At 68.3% G+C, this 16,262-nt stretch carries 13 protein-coding genes; 8 read left to right on the top strand and 5 right to left on the bottom strand.

The window, feature by feature from the left end:
* The first annotated feature begins 35 nt into the window (after window positions 1–35).
* The 8 genes from PYV55_RS11865 (at window position 36) to PYV55_RS11830 (ending at window position 8,502) form a co-directional block, all read left to right on the top strand.
* The gene (locus PYV55_RS11865) at window positions 36–953 is read left to right on the top strand and encodes an AAA family ATPase (RefSeq protein ID WP_275851407.1); all 918 of its coding nucleotides are present in this window, start codon (window positions 36–38) and stop codon (window positions 951–953) included.
* Entirely contained in the window at window positions 954–2,180 is a 1,227-nt protein-coding gene (locus PYV55_RS11860; RefSeq protein ID WP_275851406.1) for a vWA domain-containing protein, read from the top strand.
* 50 nt (window positions 2,181–2,230) lie between these two features.
* Window positions 2,231–2,824, top strand: coding sequence for an SRPBCC family protein (locus PYV55_RS11855; RefSeq protein ID WP_275851404.1), 594 nt, complete (start codon window positions 2,231–2,233; stop codon window positions 2,822–2,824).
* Window positions 2,825–2,876: 52 nt separating this feature from the next.
* A complete protein-coding gene (locus PYV55_RS11850) occupies window positions 2,877–3,968 on the top strand; it encodes an XdhC family protein (protein ID WP_275851401.1) in 1,092 nt (363 codons plus the stop codon).
* A 105-nt stretch (window positions 3,969–4,073) separates the two neighbouring features.
* Window positions 4,074–4,325, top strand: coding sequence for an exodeoxyribonuclease VII small subunit (locus PYV55_RS11845; RefSeq protein WP_275851398.1), 252 nt, complete (start codon window positions 4,074–4,076; stop codon window positions 4,323–4,325).
* A complete protein-coding gene (locus PYV55_RS11840; protein WP_275851394.1) occupies window positions 4,322–5,275 on the top strand; it encodes a polyprenyl synthetase family protein in 954 nt (317 codons plus the stop codon). Before PYV55_RS11845 ends, PYV55_RS11840 begins: the two co-directional genes overlap by 4 nt.
* A gap of 95 nt (window positions 5,276–5,370) precedes the next feature.
* Window positions 5,371–7,278, top strand: a complete 1,908-nt coding sequence (gene dxs / locus PYV55_RS11835) for a 1-deoxy-D-xylulose-5-phosphate synthase (protein ID WP_275851391.1) — start codon at window positions 5,371–5,373, stop codon at window positions 7,276–7,278.
* 141 nt (window positions 7,279–7,419) lie between these two features.
* Window positions 7,420–8,502, top strand: coding sequence for a TRAP transporter substrate-binding protein (locus PYV55_RS11830; RefSeq protein ID WP_275851389.1), 1,083 nt, complete (start codon window positions 7,420–7,422; stop codon window positions 8,500–8,502).
* Window positions 8,503–8,599: 97 nt separating this feature from the next.
* Here the strand turns inward: PYV55_RS11830 and PYV55_RS11825 are convergent, their stop codons facing one another.
* The 5 genes from PYV55_RS11825 to PYV55_RS11805 form a co-directional block, all read right to left on the bottom strand.
* A complete protein-coding gene (locus PYV55_RS11825; protein ID WP_275851387.1) occupies window positions 8,600–10,432 on the bottom strand; it encodes a TRAP transporter large permease in 1,833 nt (610 codons plus the stop codon).
* Window positions 10,433–10,453: 21 nt separating this feature from the next.
* Window positions 10,454–11,071, bottom strand: a complete 618-nt coding sequence (locus tag PYV55_RS11820) for a TRAP transporter small permease subunit (RefSeq protein WP_275851384.1) — start codon at window positions 11,069–11,071, stop codon at window positions 10,454–10,456.
* Window positions 11,072–11,266: 195 nt separating this feature from the next.
* Window positions 11,267–12,964 carry an ABC1 kinase family protein gene (locus PYV55_RS11815; RefSeq protein ID WP_275851382.1) on the bottom strand — a complete coding sequence of 566 codons (1,698 nt, stop codon included), beginning with the start codon at window positions 12,962–12,964 and terminating at the stop codon, window positions 11,267–11,269.
* Between the two features lie 103 nt (window positions 12,965–13,067).
* Complete coding sequence (locus PYV55_RS11810; protein ID WP_275851380.1) at window positions 13,068–14,642, bottom strand: alkaline phosphatase D family protein; 1,575 nt, start codon at window positions 14,640–14,642, stop codon at window positions 13,068–13,070.
* A gap of 50 nt (window positions 14,643–14,692) precedes the next feature.
* A complete protein-coding gene (locus tag PYV55_RS11805) occupies window positions 14,693–16,231 on the bottom strand; it encodes a GGDEF domain-containing protein (protein WP_275851378.1) in 1,539 nt (512 codons plus the stop codon).
* Window positions 16,232–16,262 lie beyond the last annotated feature (31 nt).

The raw sequence follows: 16,262 nt of genomic DNA, 5'->3' as shown, positions 1-16,262 counted from the left end.
TGTGACAAGCGCCAGTAGCTATCGAAACATAAGCAATGCAAGCACCCACTCCGCTACCGCAGCCCCTCAGCGTCGATGCGCTGCTGCACGCCCTGCAAGCCGAGGGCTATTTCGCCGACCGGCGCCTGGCAACCGCGGTGTTTCTGGCGCTGCGGCTGCAGCGTCCGCTGCTGCTCGAAGGCGAGCCCGGCGTGGGCAAGACGGCGCTTGCGCAGGCGCTCGCGCGCGTGCTCCAGCGCAGCCTGATCCGCCTGCAGTGCTACGACGGCCTCGAGCAGCGCGAGGCGCTGTACGAGTGGAACTACGCCGCGCAGCTTCTGCACATGCGCGCCGCCGAGGGCCGCGGCGGTGCCGACACCGCGCAGCTCGAGCGCGAGGTCTATCAGGAGCGCTACCTCATCCGCCGCCCGCTGCTGCAGGCGCTGCAGGCGCCCGCGCCCGGCGCGGTGCTGCTGATCGACGAGGTCGATCGCGCCGACGAGCCCTTCGAGGCCTTCTTGCTCGAATACCTCGGCGAGTACCAGGTCAGCATCCCCGAGCTCGGCACCATCCGCGCCGCCGCCACGCCCGTGACCATCCTCACGAGCAACCGCACGCGCGACCTGCACGACGCGGTCAAGCGCCGCTGCCTGTACCTCTGGCTCGACTATCCCGAGCGCGAGCGCGAGCTCGCCATCGTGCGCGCGCAGGTGCCCGGCGCGAGCGCGGCGCTCGCGGTGCAGGTGGCCGACTTCGTGGCGCGGCTGCGCAGCCCGCCTTTTGCCGATGCCTTCCAGCGCGTGCCGGGCATTGCCGAGAGCGTCGAATGGGCCAAGGCGCTCGTCGCGCTCGACACGCTGGTGGTTGACCCCGAAGTCGTGCGCGACACCGCGGGCGTGCTCTTCAAGCAGCGCGAGGACGTGGCCGCGCTCACGCAGGACATGGCCGCCGCACTGCTGCAGCCCGCGGCTTGAATGGGAAGTACGGAGGTGGCAGCCGCAGCCCCGGTCTCTCAGCTCGGCGACGCGCGCCGGGGCAAGCTCGCGGAAAACTTGAGCGGCTTTGGCCGCGCGCTGCGCCGCGCCGGTGTGCGCGTCGATGCTGCGCGCATGGCCTTGGCGCAGCAGGCGCTGCTGCTCGTGGGGCTGGAGCGCGCAGATTTTCGCGCCGCACTCGAGGCCGTGTTCGTGGGCCGCGCCGAAGACATCGCGGTGTTTCGCGAGCTGTTCGACGTCTATTTCCGCAACCCCGAAGTCGCGCAGAAACTGCTCGCGCAAATGCTGCCGCGCGGCCCCACCCCGACGCCCGCGCCGCCGCGCCGCCCGCGCGTGGCCGAGGCGCTCGCGCCCTTGCAGTCCGCACGCCAGGCTCCGCCGCCCGCAGACGACAAGTTCGAGCTCGACGCCGCGCTGACCCCGAGCGCACTGCAGCGCCTGCGCCAGGCTGACTTTGCGCAGCTCTCGGCGAGTGAATACCGGCTCGTGGAGCGCCTCGCGCGCGAGATCGCGCTACCGCTGCCGCAGTACGCCGCGCGGCGCACGCGCCCGGGCCTGCGTGGCGCGCGCCTGCACTGGCCCGGCGCGCTGCGCCGCGCCACGCGCCACGGCGGCGAAATCGTGCAGCTGCCGCGTCTGGCGCGCCAGACGCGATCCCTGCCGCTGCTGGTGCTCGTCGACGTGTCGGGCTCGATGGAGCGCTACGCGCGCCTGCTGCTCGCCTTTTTGCATGCGGCCACCGCGCCCAGCGGCGTACAAGGCACCCTGCGCCGCGACGTATTCGCCTTCGGCACCGACCTGACCGACCTCACGCCCGCGTTCCGCCAGGCCGACACCGACGCCATGCTCGCCGCGGCGGGCCGCGCGATCACCGACTTTGCAGGCGGCACGCGCATGGGCGCGAGCCTCGCGCAGCTGCGCACGCGGCACGCGCGCCGCCTCGTGGGGCGGCGCACGCTGGTGCTGCTCATCAGCGACGGCCTGGACACCGGCGCGCCCGCGCTGCTCGAGCAAGAGCTGGCCTGGCTGCGGCGCCACAGCGCGCGCCTGCTCTGGCTCAATCCGTTGCTGCGTTTTGCCGACTACACCCCCAGCGCGCGCGGCGCCGCAGTGCTGCACCGCCAGGCGCACGCCATGCTCGCCGTGCACAACCTCGAACACCTGCAGCAGCTCGCCGCGAGCCTCGCGCGCCTGCTGCGGGCATAGCCTCACGGCATCGCCGATCATTCAAACTTCTTGCAACAGAGGAAAAAACCATGGAAATGCAAGCCAGCCGCACCCTCGCCGTGAGCCAGCAACAGGCTTGGGATGCGCTCAACGACCCCGAGGTGCTCAAGCTGTGCATCCCCGGCTGCGAAAAAATCGAAGCCACGGGCGAGAACCAGTTCAGCGTCGCGCAGGCGCTCAAGATCGGCCCGGTGTCGGCCAAGTTCGCGGGCAAGATCAAGCTCGCGGACATCGTCGCGCCGCAGAGCTACACGCTCGCTTTCGATGGCTCGGGCGGCGTGGCGGGCTTCGGCAAGGGCACGGCGCAGGTGCAACTGGCCGAGTTGCCACCCGACGAGTCCGGGCGGCCGCGCTGCGAGCTGCGCTACACCGTGCACGCCACCGTGGGCGGCAAGATCGCACAGCTCGGCCAGCGCCTGATCGACGGCGCGGCCAAGTCCATGGCCGAAGACTTTTTCCAGCGCTTCGAGGAAGAGCTGCAGCGCCGCTACCCTGCGCCTGCGGTGGCTGCTGCCGCGCCCGCACCAGCGCCGGCACCGGCCGCGGGCGGCATCCCGGCCTGGGTGTGGGTCGTGGGCGGCGCCGTGGTAGTGCTGTTGCTCGCGTGGTGGTTCACCAAATAAGCCGTTTTGATCGATGGCTTGGTGCACAAATGCGTGAGTGAAGGAGCGAACGATGGAAAACCTCGATCTCGTGGTGCTGCGCAGCCTGCACGGCTGGCGCGCGGCGGGCCGGCATGCGCTGCTGGCCACGGTGGTGCGTACCTGGGGCTCGTCACCGCGGCCCGTGGGCTCGATCATGGCACTGTGCGAAGACGGCGCCGTGGTCGGCTCGGTCTCGGGCGGCTGCATCGAAGACGACCTCATCGCGCGCTACACGAGCCGCTATCAGCGGCCCCAGGCGACGCAGGAGCCCGCGTCACAACCCGACCCAGACCCGCACCAGATCGCGCCCGGCGCGCCCGAGTTCGTCAAATACGGCATCAGCGCCGACGAGGCGCACCGCTTCGGCCTGCCCTGCGGCGGCACGCTGGAGCTGCTGCTCGAATACGACCCCGCGTCCGAGCCGCTGGGCGAGCTGATCGCCGCGCTCGACGCAGGCCGGCTGATGCAGCGCAGCGTGCGCCTGGCCGACGGCGCGGTCACGCTCACGCCCGCCGCCGCGCCTGCCGCGCTGGCGCTGGACGCGCAGCAGCTCAGCAACACCTTCGGCCCCGGCTACCGCATGCTCTTGATCGGCGCGGGCCAGCTCGCCGAATACCTCGCCACCATGGCGCTGTTCAGCGGCTTTGCCGTCACGGTCTGCGACCCGCGCGAGGAATACCGCAGCGCCTTCCAGGTGCCCGGCGCCACCCTTGTGACCGACATGCCCGACGATGTGGTGCAGGCCTTCAAGCCCGACCGGCGCAGCTGCGTGGTCGCGCTCACGCACGACCCCAAGCTCGACGACCTCGCGCTCATCGAGGCGCTGCAGACCGAGGCTTTCTACATCGGCGGCATAGGTTCGCGCCGCAACAACGCCGCACGCCGCGCGCGCCTGATCGAGCACTTCGGCCAGACCGAAGAGAGCCTGCGCCGCCTGCGCGGCCCGATCGGCATCTACATCGGCAGCAAGACGCCGCCCGAGATCGCCGTGAGCGTGATGGCCGAAATCCTGGCCGTGAAAAACGGCGTCACCCTGCCGCGCGACCTCGAAGTGGCGCAAGCCAAGGACCTGCGCGAGCTCGCGCACAACGATGCGGGCGGGCAGGTTTGCGGGGTGGGGTAGAAGTGAAGGGCGTTGGAGTTTGCAGCGCAATGTCCTCGCGAAATTCCCTCATTAGGCGGCGGTCTAGAATTGCCATTTCCGTCCCACGCCCAGCCCCTTTTGCCCATGCCGCAGGCCCCCACCCCCGTTTCCGCTTCTTCTTCCGATGCCATGCCGGTGAGCTACGAAGCCGCGCTCGCGGAGCTCGAACAGCTCGTGGCGCGCATCGAATCGGGGCAGCTGCCGCTCGACGACATGCTCGCGGCGTACCAGCGCGGTGCTGCGCTGCTGGCCTTTTGCCGCGAACGGCTCGAAGCCGTGCAGGAGCAGATCAAGGTGTTCGACGGCGGCCAGCTGCAGCCCTGGACACAGGAATGAGTCGCGTGCAGGACGCCAGCATCTCGGAATTTGCGCTCGACGCCTGGAGCCGCGCCGAGCTCGCGCGCGTGGAGCGGGCGCTGTCGCAGTGGGTGGGCGTGGACGCGCCGGGCGACCTCGCGGAAGCCATGCGCTACGCCGTGCTCGGCGGTGGCAAGCGCCTGCGTGCATTGCTCGTGCGCGCGGCCTTCGAGGCCGTGCGCAGCGGCGCAGCCCCCCAAGACGCCGTGACGCAGTGCGCGCTCGAAGACATGGCGCTGCGTGCGGCCTGCGCGGTGGAGCTGATCCACGCCTATTCGCTCGTGCACGACGACATGCCCTGCATGGACGACGACGTGCTGCGCCGCGGCAAGCCCACGGTGCACGTGCAATACGGCGAGGCGCTGGCGCTGCTCGCGGGCGACGCGCTGCAGGCATTTGCCTTCGAGCTGCTCACGCCCGACGACGCGCCTGCTCTGGCCGAAGTCCAAGCCGCGCTGTGCCGCCTGCTCGCACGCGCTGCGGGCTCTGCAGGCATGGCGGGCGGGCAGGCCATAGACCTCGCGAGCGTGGGACGCACGCTCGACCTTGCGCAGCTACGCCGCATGCACGAGCTCAAGACCGGTGCGCTCTTGCAGGCCAGTGTGCGCATGGGCGCGGCCGCTGCGATGGCTTTGCAGGCGCCCGCGGGGGCCGCGCTCGCGCGCTACGGCGCTGCGCTGGGTCTGGCTTTCCAGGTGGTCGATGACATTCTGGACGTGACCGCCGACTCGGCCACGCTGGGCAAGACCGCCGGCAAGGACGCCGCGCACGGCAAGCCAACTTACGTTTCGCTGCTTGGCCTCGAAGGCGCACGCGCGCAGGCGCAGCAGTTATGGGCCGAGGCGCATGCTGCGCTCGCCGCGAGCGGCCTGCCCGACACCCGCGCCCTCGCCGCGCTCGCCGACATGGTGGTATGCCGCTCCCACTGAATGCACAGGCACCATGGCAGCCCCTTGAATATTCGTACAAAATCGGGCTCTAGCGCCCATCCCACAAGCGCAAGCAGCTATTGAAAAAGTAGTCTATGTCCCAGTCACCTTACGCTTTGCTGCAGACCATCAACGACCCGGCAGACCTGCGCCGCCTGCCGCGCGCGGAGCTCAAGCGCCTGGCTGCCGAGCTGCGCGCCTTCGTGCTCGACAGCGTCTCCAAGACCGGCGGGCATCTGAGCTCCAACCTCGGCACGGTGGAGCTGACCGTCGCGCTGCACTATGTCTTCAACACGCCGCACGACCGCCTGGTGTGGGACGTGGGGCACCAGACCTACCCACACAAAATCCTTACAGGCCGGCGCGAGCGCATGGCCACGCTGCGCCAGCTCGGCGGCATCTCGGGCTTTCCGCTGCGCAGCGAAAGCCCCTACGACGCCTTCGGCACCGCGCACTCGAGCACCAGCATCTCGGCGGCGCTGGGCATGGCGGTCGCGGCCAAGCTCGAGGGCGAGCAGCGCCACTGCGTGGCCGTGATCGGCGACGGCGCCATGACCGCGGGCATGGCTTTCGAGGCGCTGAACAACGCGGGCGTGGCCGAGGCCGACCTGCTCGTCATCCTCAACGACAACGACATGAGCATCAGCCCGCCCGTAGGCGCGCTGAACCGCTACCTCGCGCAGCTCATGAGCGGGCATATCTACTCCGCGGCAAAAAGCGTCGGCAAAACCGTGCTGCGCCCCGTGCCACCGCTGCTCGAGCTCGCCAAACGTTTCGAGCAGCAGGCCAAGGGCATGGTGGTGCCGGCCACGCTGTTCGAAAAATTCGGCTTCAACTACATCGGCCCGATCGACGGCCACGACCTCGATTCGCTCCTCCCCACGCTGGAGAACATCAAGGAGCTCAAAGGCCCGCAGTTTTTGCACGTGGTGACCAAGAAGGGCCAGGGCTACAAGCTCGCCGAGGCCGACCCCGTGGCCTACCACGGCCCGGGCAAGTTCGACCCCGCCGTGGGTCTGGTGCCGCCCGCCGTGGCGCCGCGCCAGACCTTCACGCAGGTGTTCGGCCAGTGGCTGTGCGACATGGCGGCGCAGGACGAGCGTCTCGTGGGCATCACGCCCGCGATGCGCGAGGGCTCGGGCATGGTCGAATTCGAGCAGCGCTTTCCCGCGCGTTATTTCGACGTGGGCATTGCCGAACAGCACGCCGTGACCTTCGCCGCGGGCCTGGCCTGCGAAGGGCTCAAGCCCGTGGTCGCGATCTATTCCACCTTCCTGCAGCGCGCCTACGACCAGATGATCCACGACGTGGCGCTGCAAAACCTGCCCGTGGTGTTCGCGCTCGACCGCGCGGGCCTGGTCGGCGCCGACGGCCCCACGCATGCGGGCGCGTACGACATCGCCTTCATCCGCTGTATCCCCAACATGGCGCTGGCCTGCCCGGCCGACGAGCGCGAGTGCCGCCAGCTTCTGAGCACCGCGTATGCGCAAAACCGCCCCGTGGCCGTGCGCTACCCGCGCGGCGCGGGCGTGGGGGTGGCGCCACTGCCCGAACTTGAGGGGCTGCCCTTCGGCAAAGGGGAAATCCGCCGCCTGCGCCGCGGCCACGCGGGCGAGGCGCCCGAGACCGCGCCGCGCATCGCGATCCTCGCGTTCGGCACGCTGCTGTACCCCGCGCTGCAGGCCGCCGAGGCGCTCGACGCCACGGTGGTCAACATGCGCTGGGCCAAGCCGCTCGACGAAGAGCTGCTGCTCGAAGTCGCCGCCAGCCACGACGCCCTCGTGACCGTGGAAGAAGGTGCCATCACGGGCGGCGCGGGCAGCGCCGTGACCGAGGCGCTGAACGCTGCAGGCCTGCTGCGGCCCGTGTTGCAGCTGGGCCTGCCCGACCGCTTCATCGAGCACGGCGACCCGGTCAAGCTGCTTGCGCTGCAAGGGCTGGATGCGGCAGGCATGGAGCGCAGCGTGCGCGCGCGCTTTGAGCTGCCTGCGGCGACGGTGTAAGCGGGCAATGCATTGCCCGCCGCTTCGGGGTAAAAACAGGGGTTTTCCCGTAGGGCAGAAGGGCTGCAGATTTTTACAATGTCTGCTTCGGGGGCTGGAGCGCGGTGCGTCCAGCCTATGTTTTTATTCAGGAGAAACCTTATGGATCGTCGTTCCTTGATCAAAAATGCCGGCATCGCCGGCGTGCTGGCTGCAGGCGCAGCCCCTGCAGTGCACGCCCAGGCGGCAGTGCGCTGGCGCATGGCGTCGAGCTTCCCGAAGTCGCTCGACACCATCTTCGGCAGCGCCGAGAAGTTTTCGCAAACCGTCAAGGAACTCTCGGGCGGCAAGTTCGAGGTCTCCGTGCACCCGGCGGGCGAGCTGATGCCGGCGTTCGGCGTGGTCGATGCGCTCGAAAAGGACACGATCGAAATGGCGCAGACGGCGGCGTACTATTTCGCCGGCAAGGACCCCATCTTCTCGATGAGCTGCGCCGTGCCCTTTGGCCTGACCACGCTGCAGATGAGCGCCTGGAAAGACCACGGCAACGGTCGCAAGCTGCTCGACGCCTTCTTTGCCAAATACAACTTCCGCACCATGAGCGCGGGCAACACCACCACGCAGATGGGCGGCTGGTACCGCAAGGAAATCAAGACGCCGGCCGACCTCAAGGGGCTCAAGATGCGCCTGGGCGGCGGCATCTTCGGCGAGGCCATGGCCAAGCTGGGCGTGGTGTCGCAAAGCATGCCTGCGGGCGACGTGTACCAGGCGCTCGAAAAGGGCACCCTCGACGCGACCGAGTTCGTCGGCCCCTACGACGATGAAAAGCTGGGTTTCAACAAGGTCGCGCCTTTTTACTACTACCCCGGCTGGTGGGAGGGCGGCGCCGACCTGGAGTTCTTCATCAACAACAAGGCCTTCGAAAAGCTCTCGGCTGAAAACAAGGCCATCGTCAAGGCGGCCGGCGCGGTCGCGGCGGCGGACATGACCGCCAAGTACGGCGCCCTGAACCCGCAGGCGCTCAAGCGCCTGGTGGCCAGCGGCACCAAGCTCAAGATGTTTCCCAAGCCGGTCATGGACGCGGGCTTCAAGGCTTCCATGGAGGTTTATGAGGAGCATCGTGCCAAGTCGCCCGAGTTCAAGAAAATCTACGATGACATGCGAGCTTTCCAGCGCGACCAGATTTTGTGGAACCGCTTCTCGGAGTTCCCGTACAACCAATACATGAACACCGTCAAAATCTGAGGTGTCTGGAAACAGCGCTTGGGATATTCGCATCCCAAGCGCTGCACAAAAAAGCCGCGACATGTCGCGGCTTTTTTGTGGGTCGAAATAGTCGGCGCTATTTCTTTTTCAGCGCATCGTTCAAGGCCTTCATCGGGTCGTCGCTTTCTGCGCCATAGCCCTGTGCACCGGGGGGGGTGGGCTCGCTGGGGCTCGCAGCATCGGGCTCCTGCGTGCCCTGGCTGGCGGCATTTGCATCAGGCGTGGTCGCGGCGTCGTCGCCCGTGCCGTAGCCGCTGCTGCCTTCCAGGCTGTCGCGCATCTCGGCACCCACGGCGTCCATATCGACCTTGACCTGCGCGTCCAGGCTGCCCGTCACAAGGCCCGGGAAGGCGATCAGCACGCCCACGATGACCAGCTGCATCAGCACGAAGGGTATCGCGCCCTTGTAAATCTGCATGGTGGTCACGGGCTCCATGCGTTTGCCGGTGGCCTTGTCGATATAGGGCTTTTCGGGCGCCACCGAGCGCAGGAAAAAGAGCGCAAAGCCGAAGGGCGGGTGCATGAACGAGGTCTGCATGTTCACCGCGAGCAGCACGCCAAACCAGATCAGGTCTATGCCCAGCTTGTCCGCCACCGGCCCCAGCAGCGGCACGACGATGAAAGAGAGCTCGAAATAATCGAGGAAGAACGCGAGGAAAAACACCACGAGGTTCGCAAAGATCAGAAAGCCCACCTGCCCGCCGGGAAGGTTGCGCAGCAGTTCTTCCACCCATTTGTGCCCGTCGGCCGCCTGGAACACCATGCTGAACACGGTGGAGCCGATCAGGATGAACATCACGAATGAAGCGAGCTTGGTGGTCGATGCCAGCCCCTGCTTGAGCAAAGACCAGCTCATGCGCCTGCGCAGGGCGGCCATGATCAGCGCGCCCACCGCGCCCATGGCGCCGCCTTCGGTCGGCGTGGCCACGCCCAGAAAAATGGTGCCCAGCACGAGGAAAATCAGCAGCAGCGGCGGAATCAGCACGAAAGTCACGCGCTCGGCCAGGCGTGACAGCAGGCCGAGCTTGAGCAGGTGGTTGGCTACCGCGATCAGCCAGGCCACGAACACGCCGCCGCACATCGCGACCACGACTTTTTCGTCGGTGGGCACGACATCGACCGCTTCGCCCTGCCACCAGGTGTGCAGTTGGGGCATGTAGTGCGCCATGGCCCCCGCCACCACGGCGGAAATGGCCAGCACCACGAACAGCGAGGGGTAGCCGCTGCTGCCGTTGGGCTCGCGGTAGGTGCGCGCCTCGGGCGGCAGCGCGGGCACCAGCGCGGGGCGGAAGATGGCCAGCGCCACCACGAACAGCACGTACATGCCTACGAGGATGAAGGCCGGCAGGAAGGCGCCTTTGTACATGTCGCCCACGCTGCGGCCCAGCTGGTCGGCCATGATGATCAGCACCAGCGACGGCGGGATGATCTGCGCGAGCGTGCCCGAGGCCGCGATCACGCCCGCCGAGACCGGGCGGTTGTAGCCGTAGCGCAGCATGATGGGCAGCGAGATCAGGCCCATGGAGATGACCGACGCGGCGACCACACCCGTGGTGGCCGCGAGCAGTGCGCCCACGAAGATCACGGCCAACGCGAGCCCGCCGCGGATCGGGCCGAACACCTGCCCCACCGTGTCGAGCAGGTCCTCGGCCATGCCGCTGCGCTCCAGAATCAGGCCCATGAACGTGAAAAAGGGCACGGCCAGCAGCGTATCGTTGGCCATGATGCCGATCAGGCGCTGCGGCAGCCAGGCGACGATGGAAGCCGGGAACACCCCGAGCTCGATACCGATCAGGCCGAAAAACAGGCCGCAGGCCCCAAGGCTGAAGGCCACGGGAAAGCCCAGCAGCAAAAAGAGAATCAGCCCCGCAAACATGAAGGGGGCGAAGTTGGCGGTCAACAATTCCATGGTGGTGGCTCCTGCCGGGGTTCAGCGAGCGCCGCCGGCAGCGGGCGCGGTGTCTTTGTTCTGGGTGGTGCGCAGCAGTTCTTCGGCGAGCTCTTCTTCGGCCGATTTATCGCCCAGGCGCCCCATGGGGTCCGGCCCCTGGCCGCGCAGGTAGGCGACGCGCTTGATCAGCTCCGACCAGCCCTGCAAGAGCAGTAGCGCAAAGCCCACGGGCAGCGCGAGCCACACGGGCCAGCGCACCAGGCCGCCGGCGTTGGCCGACATTTCGCCCGACTGGATTTTCTCGATCACCATCGGGATGTTCAGGTACAGCGCCACCATGCACAGCGGCGTGAGGAACAACGCGAAGCCCAGAATGTCTATCCACACCTGCACCTTTTTGGGCAGGCGGCTGTTGAGCACGTCGATGCGCACATGCTCGCGCTGCAGCAGCGTGTAGCCGGCAGCCACCAGAAACGACCAGGCAAACAGGTACCACTGCACCTCGAGCCAGGCGTTGGAGCTGTAGTTGAACACCTTGCGCACCACCGCATTGCCCGCGCTGATGAGGGTGGCGGCAAAGATCAGCCAGATGGCGTATTTGCCGACCTGGGCGTTGAGCCAGTCGATCGCTTTGGATAATTTGAGCAATGCCTGCATGCGGTCTCCTTGGTAAGGTGCCAGTCGCGCGATCGATCCATGGATACAGGGATCGGCGAACAAAATTTGACAAACCTGCCATTGTACGAAGCACTGTACGCCCCCAACAGGTGGCGCGGTGGCGGTGTTATCCCTGAGGATGCGCGTGCCTGCCCGGCTCGTGTGGCTGAGCAGGCGAGTTCACGCGTGGCGGGGTCACTCGTCCTCGCCGCGGTGGCTGCTGCGCCAGATCGCGCGCACCAGCCACAGGCCGCAGGCCACGGCCGCCGTGAAGCCCAAAAAGCCGAAGGCCGGCAGCCCGAACAGCGTGGGGCCGCCCTGCACGGTCATGACGATGGACGAACCCACGATCAGCGCGGCGATCACCAGCGCCATGGCCAGGCGGTTGGCCGAGCGGTCGATCTGGTCGCCCACGCGCTTGAGGTGCGCGACCTCCACGTTCACCTGCACGTGCCCGCGCCGCGCGTTGCGCAGCAGCCGCGTGAGGTCGTCGGGGAGGTGCTCCAGCGTGGCCAGGCTGCGGCGCAGCGCCTGCCAGGCACGCCGGCCCACGGCGCGCGGCGTGTAGCGGGCCCGCGCCACCTGTTGCAGCAGCGGCTCGGCCTCGGCCGCCATGTGAAAGTCGGGGTCCAGGCCGCGGCCCATGCCTTCGAGCGTGATGAAAGCCTTGATCAGCAGCGCCAGGTCGGAGGGCAGGCCCAGCCGGTGCGTGCGCAGGATCGCGGTGACGTCGGTGAGCATCTGCGCGAGGCTCAGCTGCGCGAGCGGCACGTTCTGGTACTGATCGACGAAAGCCTCGATCTCGGTCTCGAGCTGCGCCAGGCTCACCGTGTGCGCATTGCTCGTCCAGTCGAGCAGGACTTCGGCCACCGTGGATGGCTGTGGCTCCACGAGGCCCAGCAGCAGGTGCAGCAGTTCGTCGCGCCGGCGCTGCGAGAGCCGCCCGACCATGCCGAAGTCGATGAAGGCGATGCGGTTGGCGGGCAGGTAGAACACGTTGCCGGGGTGCGGGTCGGCATGGTATAGGCCGTCCTCGACGATCGTTTTGAGCACCGTGAGCGCTCCGCGGCGTGCGAGCAGCTTGCGGTCGAAGCCGGCCTCGGGCGTGAGCTGTTCGAGCGCGTTGCCGGGCACGCCCGCGATGAAGTCCTGCACGTTGATGCGCTCGCCGGTGTAGCGCCAGTGCACGCGCGGGATCACGATGTAGGGCCGCGCCGCAAGGTTGGCCGCGATGCGCTCGGCGTTGCGGCATTCGCCCGCGAGGTCGAGCTCTTGCCGCAGCGAGCGCGCGAACTCGCGCACCAGCTCCTGCGGGCGGAAGGGCCTGAGGCTGGGCAATTCGCTTTCGGCGAGCGCGGCCAGGCGCTGCAGCAGGCGCAGGTCGGCTTCGATGACCTCGGCGATGCCGGGGCGGCGGATCTTGACCACGACTTCGGTACCGTCGCGCAGCAGCGCGCGGTGCACCTGCGCGATCGACGCGGCGGCGAGCGGCTCGGGGTCGAAACGCGCGAACACTTCCTCGGGCTCGCCGCCGAGGTCGGCGCGCAGCTGCGGGCGCAGCGCGTCCAGCGGCAGCGCAGGCACGTTGCTGTGCAGCTTTTCGAGCTCTGCGATCCACGGCGGGCTGAACAGGTCGGCGCGGCCCGCGAGGATCTGCCCGAATTTGACGAAGGTCGGCCCCAGCTCTTCGAGTGCCAGGCGTACCTGCACGGGCGGTTCGAGCCGCGCCAGGTTCGTGGGCGGATTCCAGTGCAGCCGGGCGCCGGCGCGCTCGAGCGTGTCCACCAGCCCGAGCCGGCGCACCGTGTCGCCAAAGCCGTGGCGCACCAGCACGCCCAGGATTTCGCTGAGGCGTCCCAGATCGCGTGCAGTTTCCAGGGTTTCTAGCAGCATGGCGTGGGGTGTGGGCGTGCGCGAAGAGGGCGCAAGAAAAAATAGGTCATTTTGGCCTTTTGTGACCGTAGCACTTGCATGAGAAGCTATGAAAAACTGAGTTTCAGGCAAGCACGGGCCCGGCCCGGCCATCTTCGACCACGAAGCGTGCCTGGGTGCTGATGCCGCTGTCCGCGTCCATCGCGTCATCGAGCACGCGCAGCGAGGTCGTCCAGCGCCCGGGGGTGATGTCGGCCAGGCCGTAGCCGCGCTGCTCGCAGCGCGCGAACAGCACGTGCGGGTTGTGGCGCGCGATCGCGTCCACCCGGGCCTGCGTGGTGCCGCTGCGCGAGCTGATCGAAGTGCCGCAGAACTCGCTGGCCAGCACGCGCGGCGCGGTGCCAGTGCCGGGCACCGCGTCCTCCTGCACCTGGCACACGTAGTTCTGGTGGATGTCGCCGCCCAGCAGCACGGTGTTGCGCGGCGCATGGCGCGCGATCGATTGCAGCAGGCGCGCGCGTGCCGCCGGATAGCCGTCCCAGCTGTCGGTGGACTGCAGGCCCGAGGGGTAGCGGCGCGGCGAAAACAGCGTCTGCTGCGCGATCACGCTCCACTGCGTGGTTTTGTGCTGCGCGTCTGCGGCCAGCCCCGCGTCCAGCCAGTGCTCCTGCGCCGTGCCCAGCAGGCTGCGCTGCGGGTCGGCAAGCTCGGGGCAGTCCGCGGGATGCACGGCGCCCGCGCTGCGGGTGCCCGGCTTGCGGCAGGCCTGCCAGTGGCGGTACTGGCGGTTGTCGAGCAGGTGCAGGTGCGCAAGCCGGCCCCAGCGCAGGCGGCGGTAGATCTGCAATGAAGAAAATTCCGCATTCAACATGCTCGCGGCGCGCAGCGGCATGTGTTCGTAGAACGCCTGCCAGCCGGCGTTGCGCTGCGCCACGAAGGCGGACGCATCCAGGCTGCCTCGGTCGGCTGCGTAGTCGTTTTGCACTTCGTGGTCGTCCCACACCACGGCCCAGGGGCAGGCAGCGTGCGCCGCCTGCAGCGCCGGGTCGCTTTTGTGCAGGGCGTAGCGTGCGCGGTAGTCGTCCAGGGTGCGCGCCGGCGGCAGCGTGTGCACCCGGGCAAGCCCCGTGCTGCCCGGGGTGATGGCGTTTTCATAGATGTAGTCGCCGAGGAACAGCACCAGGTCGGGCGCGTCGGCGCACAGGTGGTGCCAGGCGGCGTAGTGCCCGTCTTCCCAGCGCTGGCAGGACGCAAACGCCAGGCGCAGGGCTGCGGGCAGCTGCGCGTCGGCGGGCGTGGTGCGCGTGCGGCCCGTGGCGCTCACGGCGTCGCCGAGCATGAAGCGGTAGTGGTACCAGCGATCGGCCTGCAGTCCGCGCAGCTCCACATGCACACTGTGGCCGAGGGCCGGCCAGGCCTGCGCCTGCCCGCGCTGCACGATGCGCCTGAAGGCTGCGTCGTGCGCGAGCTCCCAGTGCACGGTGAGCGGCCCCTGCAAGGCATCGGGGGCCGCTGCGGGGTCGGGCAGGATGCGTGTCCACAGCACCACGCCGTCGGCCGTGGGCTCGCCGCTGGCCACGCCCAGGCGAAACGGGTCGTGCTGCAGCGCCGGGCCCCGGCTCCAGGCCCAGCGCGGCAGGGTAGCGGCCACTGCCGCCAGGCTCGCGGACTGCAAAAAAGTGCGACGGTGCAGGTTCATGGGTGGCTCCTTTCACGCCGGCTTCGGTAGGGAGGCCGGCATGCAGAAATTCAGGCTGCGACGACGCGATTTTTGCCCGCGCGCTTGGCCAGGTACATGGCGGCGTCGGCGCGCAGCAGGGCCTCGGTGCTGGTTTCCGTGTCCTGCAATTGCACCACGCCTGCGCTGAAGGTGATCAGCACCTTCTCCCTGCCTTGCAGGAAAAGCCGCGTGGACAGCTCGCGCTGCAAGCGCTTCATGGCTGTGACGCCGCTTTCCAGCGCGGTGTCTGGCAGCAGCAGCACGAATTCCTCACCGCCGTAGCGCGCCAGCAAGTCCTGCGGGCGCATGACCGCACGCGCCACCTCGGCCAGATGAACCAGCGCGGCATCGCCGCTCACGTGGCCCAGGCGGTCGTTGAGCTCCTTGAAATTGTCGAGGTCCAGCAGCGCCAGGCACAGCGGCGCACCGATGCGGCGCGCGCGCGCGATTTCGCGCTCCATGGCTTCGTCGAGGCCCTTGCGGTTGAGCGCGCCGGTGAGCGGGTCGTGGCGCGCCTGGGCGCTCACTTGCTCGAGCTCCTCTTGCAGGCGCACGATTTCTTCCTGGCGCTGCTCGGTGCGGGTGCGCAACTCTTCCAGTTCGGCGTGCATCAGGCGGCTGTCCAGTGCCATGTTGCGGGTCGCCTGCATGGCCTCCTGCAGCACGGGCGCGATTTCTTCGAGCGTGGCGGCCTGGCCGATCTGCGTCGCGCAGCGCTCCATGGTCTCGTGGTAGCTGCCGCTGGCCGCGGTCATCTTGGCCAGGCGCTCGATGAAGCTGGCCAGCAAGGCCTTCATCTGCTCCTGCGCCTCGAGGCTGCGCCCGTGCGCTTCTGCCTGTTTGATGATCACGTCCTTCAGGCGGTTTTGCACACCGTCGAGCCGGCGCAGCGTGATCGGCGGCGTGGCCGCGGATTGCAGCGCTTCGGCCTGGCCCTGCAGCCAACGGTCATCGGCGCTCAGCACGGCGATGTTCTCGAACACCATGTGCAGCAACTCGAGCAGGCGTGCGCGGATGGCGGCCTGCTCCTCCGTGGCGAAGGACAGGCGGTAGCTGAAATCGCCCAGCATCCGCTGCACGGTGGACAGCGCAGGGGCCGGCGCGCGCAAAAAGGCGACGAACTGCTGTGCCATGTCGTGGATGCGCAGGTCTTCCTCGCCGAGCGCGGGCAGCGTGGTCTCAATCAGCCGGGCCAGCAGTTCGGCCAGTTCCTCGGGCAGGGTGGCCATGTCAGGCGTGCCCGGCTGCGCGCCGCCCGCGGCCGCGGCGGTGGCGTCGGGCGACAGTCCCAGGCCGGCGTAGCCCACCATGACGTTTTGCAGCAAAGCCCAGTCTTTTTGCGCCACCGCACGCTCGAACTGATCGAGCAGACGTTTTTGCGCCGGCGTCTGCGCCGGCAGAACGCGCAGGATGCCGCGCAAGTTGGCCTCTGGAAAAGGCGCAGGGGTGCGCGCACCGGAAATCTCCTCGTACAGCGCGCGGTAGTGGTCCGGCGTGGGCGGCAGGCGGCGCGCTGCCAGCTGCTTGAGCGTTTCTCGGGCAATCTCGGAAGCGGGGCGTTCGGCCATGGGGTGCGGCAATGGAGGTGTCAGGGGCGGC

Source organism: Extensimonas soli, assembly GCF_029211265.1.
Taxonomy (GTDB): Bacteria; Pseudomonadota; Gammaproteobacteria; order Burkholderiales; family Burkholderiaceae_C; genus Extensimonas; species Extensimonas soli.
Note: the sequence above shows the minus strand (reverse complement) of the source record. Positions and strands in the feature narration are given on the sequence as shown.

Coding starts and splice junctions, on each gene's coding strand:
- PYV55_RS11810 (WP_275851380.1), bottom strand. CDS start 14,642: ATGAACCTGCACCGTCGCACTTTTTTGCAGTCCGCGAGCCTGGCGGCA.
- dxs (WP_275851391.1), top strand. CDS start 5,371: ATGTCCCAGTCACCTTACGCTTTGCTGCAGACCATCAACGACCCGGCA.
- PYV55_RS11830 (WP_275851389.1), top strand. CDS start 7,420: ATGGATCGTCGTTCCTTGATCAAAAATGCCGGCATCGCCGGCGTGCTG.
- PYV55_RS11805 (WP_275851378.1), bottom strand. CDS start 16,231: ATGGCCGAACGCCCCGCTTCCGAGATTGCCCGAGAAACGCTCAAGCAG.
- PYV55_RS11815 (WP_275851382.1), bottom strand. CDS start 12,964: ATGCTGCTAGAAACCCTGGAAACTGCACGCGATCTGGGACGCCTCAGC.
- PYV55_RS11860 (WP_275851406.1), top strand. CDS start 954: ATGGGAAGTACGGAGGTGGCAGCCGCAGCCCCGGTCTCTCAGCTCGGC.
- PYV55_RS11845 (WP_275851398.1), top strand. CDS start 4,074: ATGCCGCAGGCCCCCACCCCCGTTTCCGCTTCTTCTTCCGATGCCATG.
- PYV55_RS11825 (WP_275851387.1), bottom strand. CDS start 10,432: ATGGAATTGTTGACCGCCAACTTCGCCCCCTTCATGTTTGCGGGGCTG.
- PYV55_RS11850 (WP_275851401.1), top strand. CDS start 2,877: ATGGAAAACCTCGATCTCGTGGTGCTGCGCAGCCTGCACGGCTGGCGC.
- PYV55_RS11820 (WP_275851384.1), bottom strand. CDS start 11,071: ATGCAGGCATTGCTCAAATTATCCAAAGCGATCGACTGGCTCAACGCC.
- PYV55_RS11865 (WP_275851407.1), top strand. CDS start 36: ATGCAAGCACCCACTCCGCTACCGCAGCCCCTCAGCGTCGATGCGCTG.
- PYV55_RS11840 (WP_275851394.1), top strand. CDS start 4,322: ATGAGTCGCGTGCAGGACGCCAGCATCTCGGAATTTGCGCTCGACGCC.
- PYV55_RS11855 (WP_275851404.1), top strand. CDS start 2,231: ATGGAAATGCAAGCCAGCCGCACCCTCGCCGTGAGCCAGCAACAGGCT.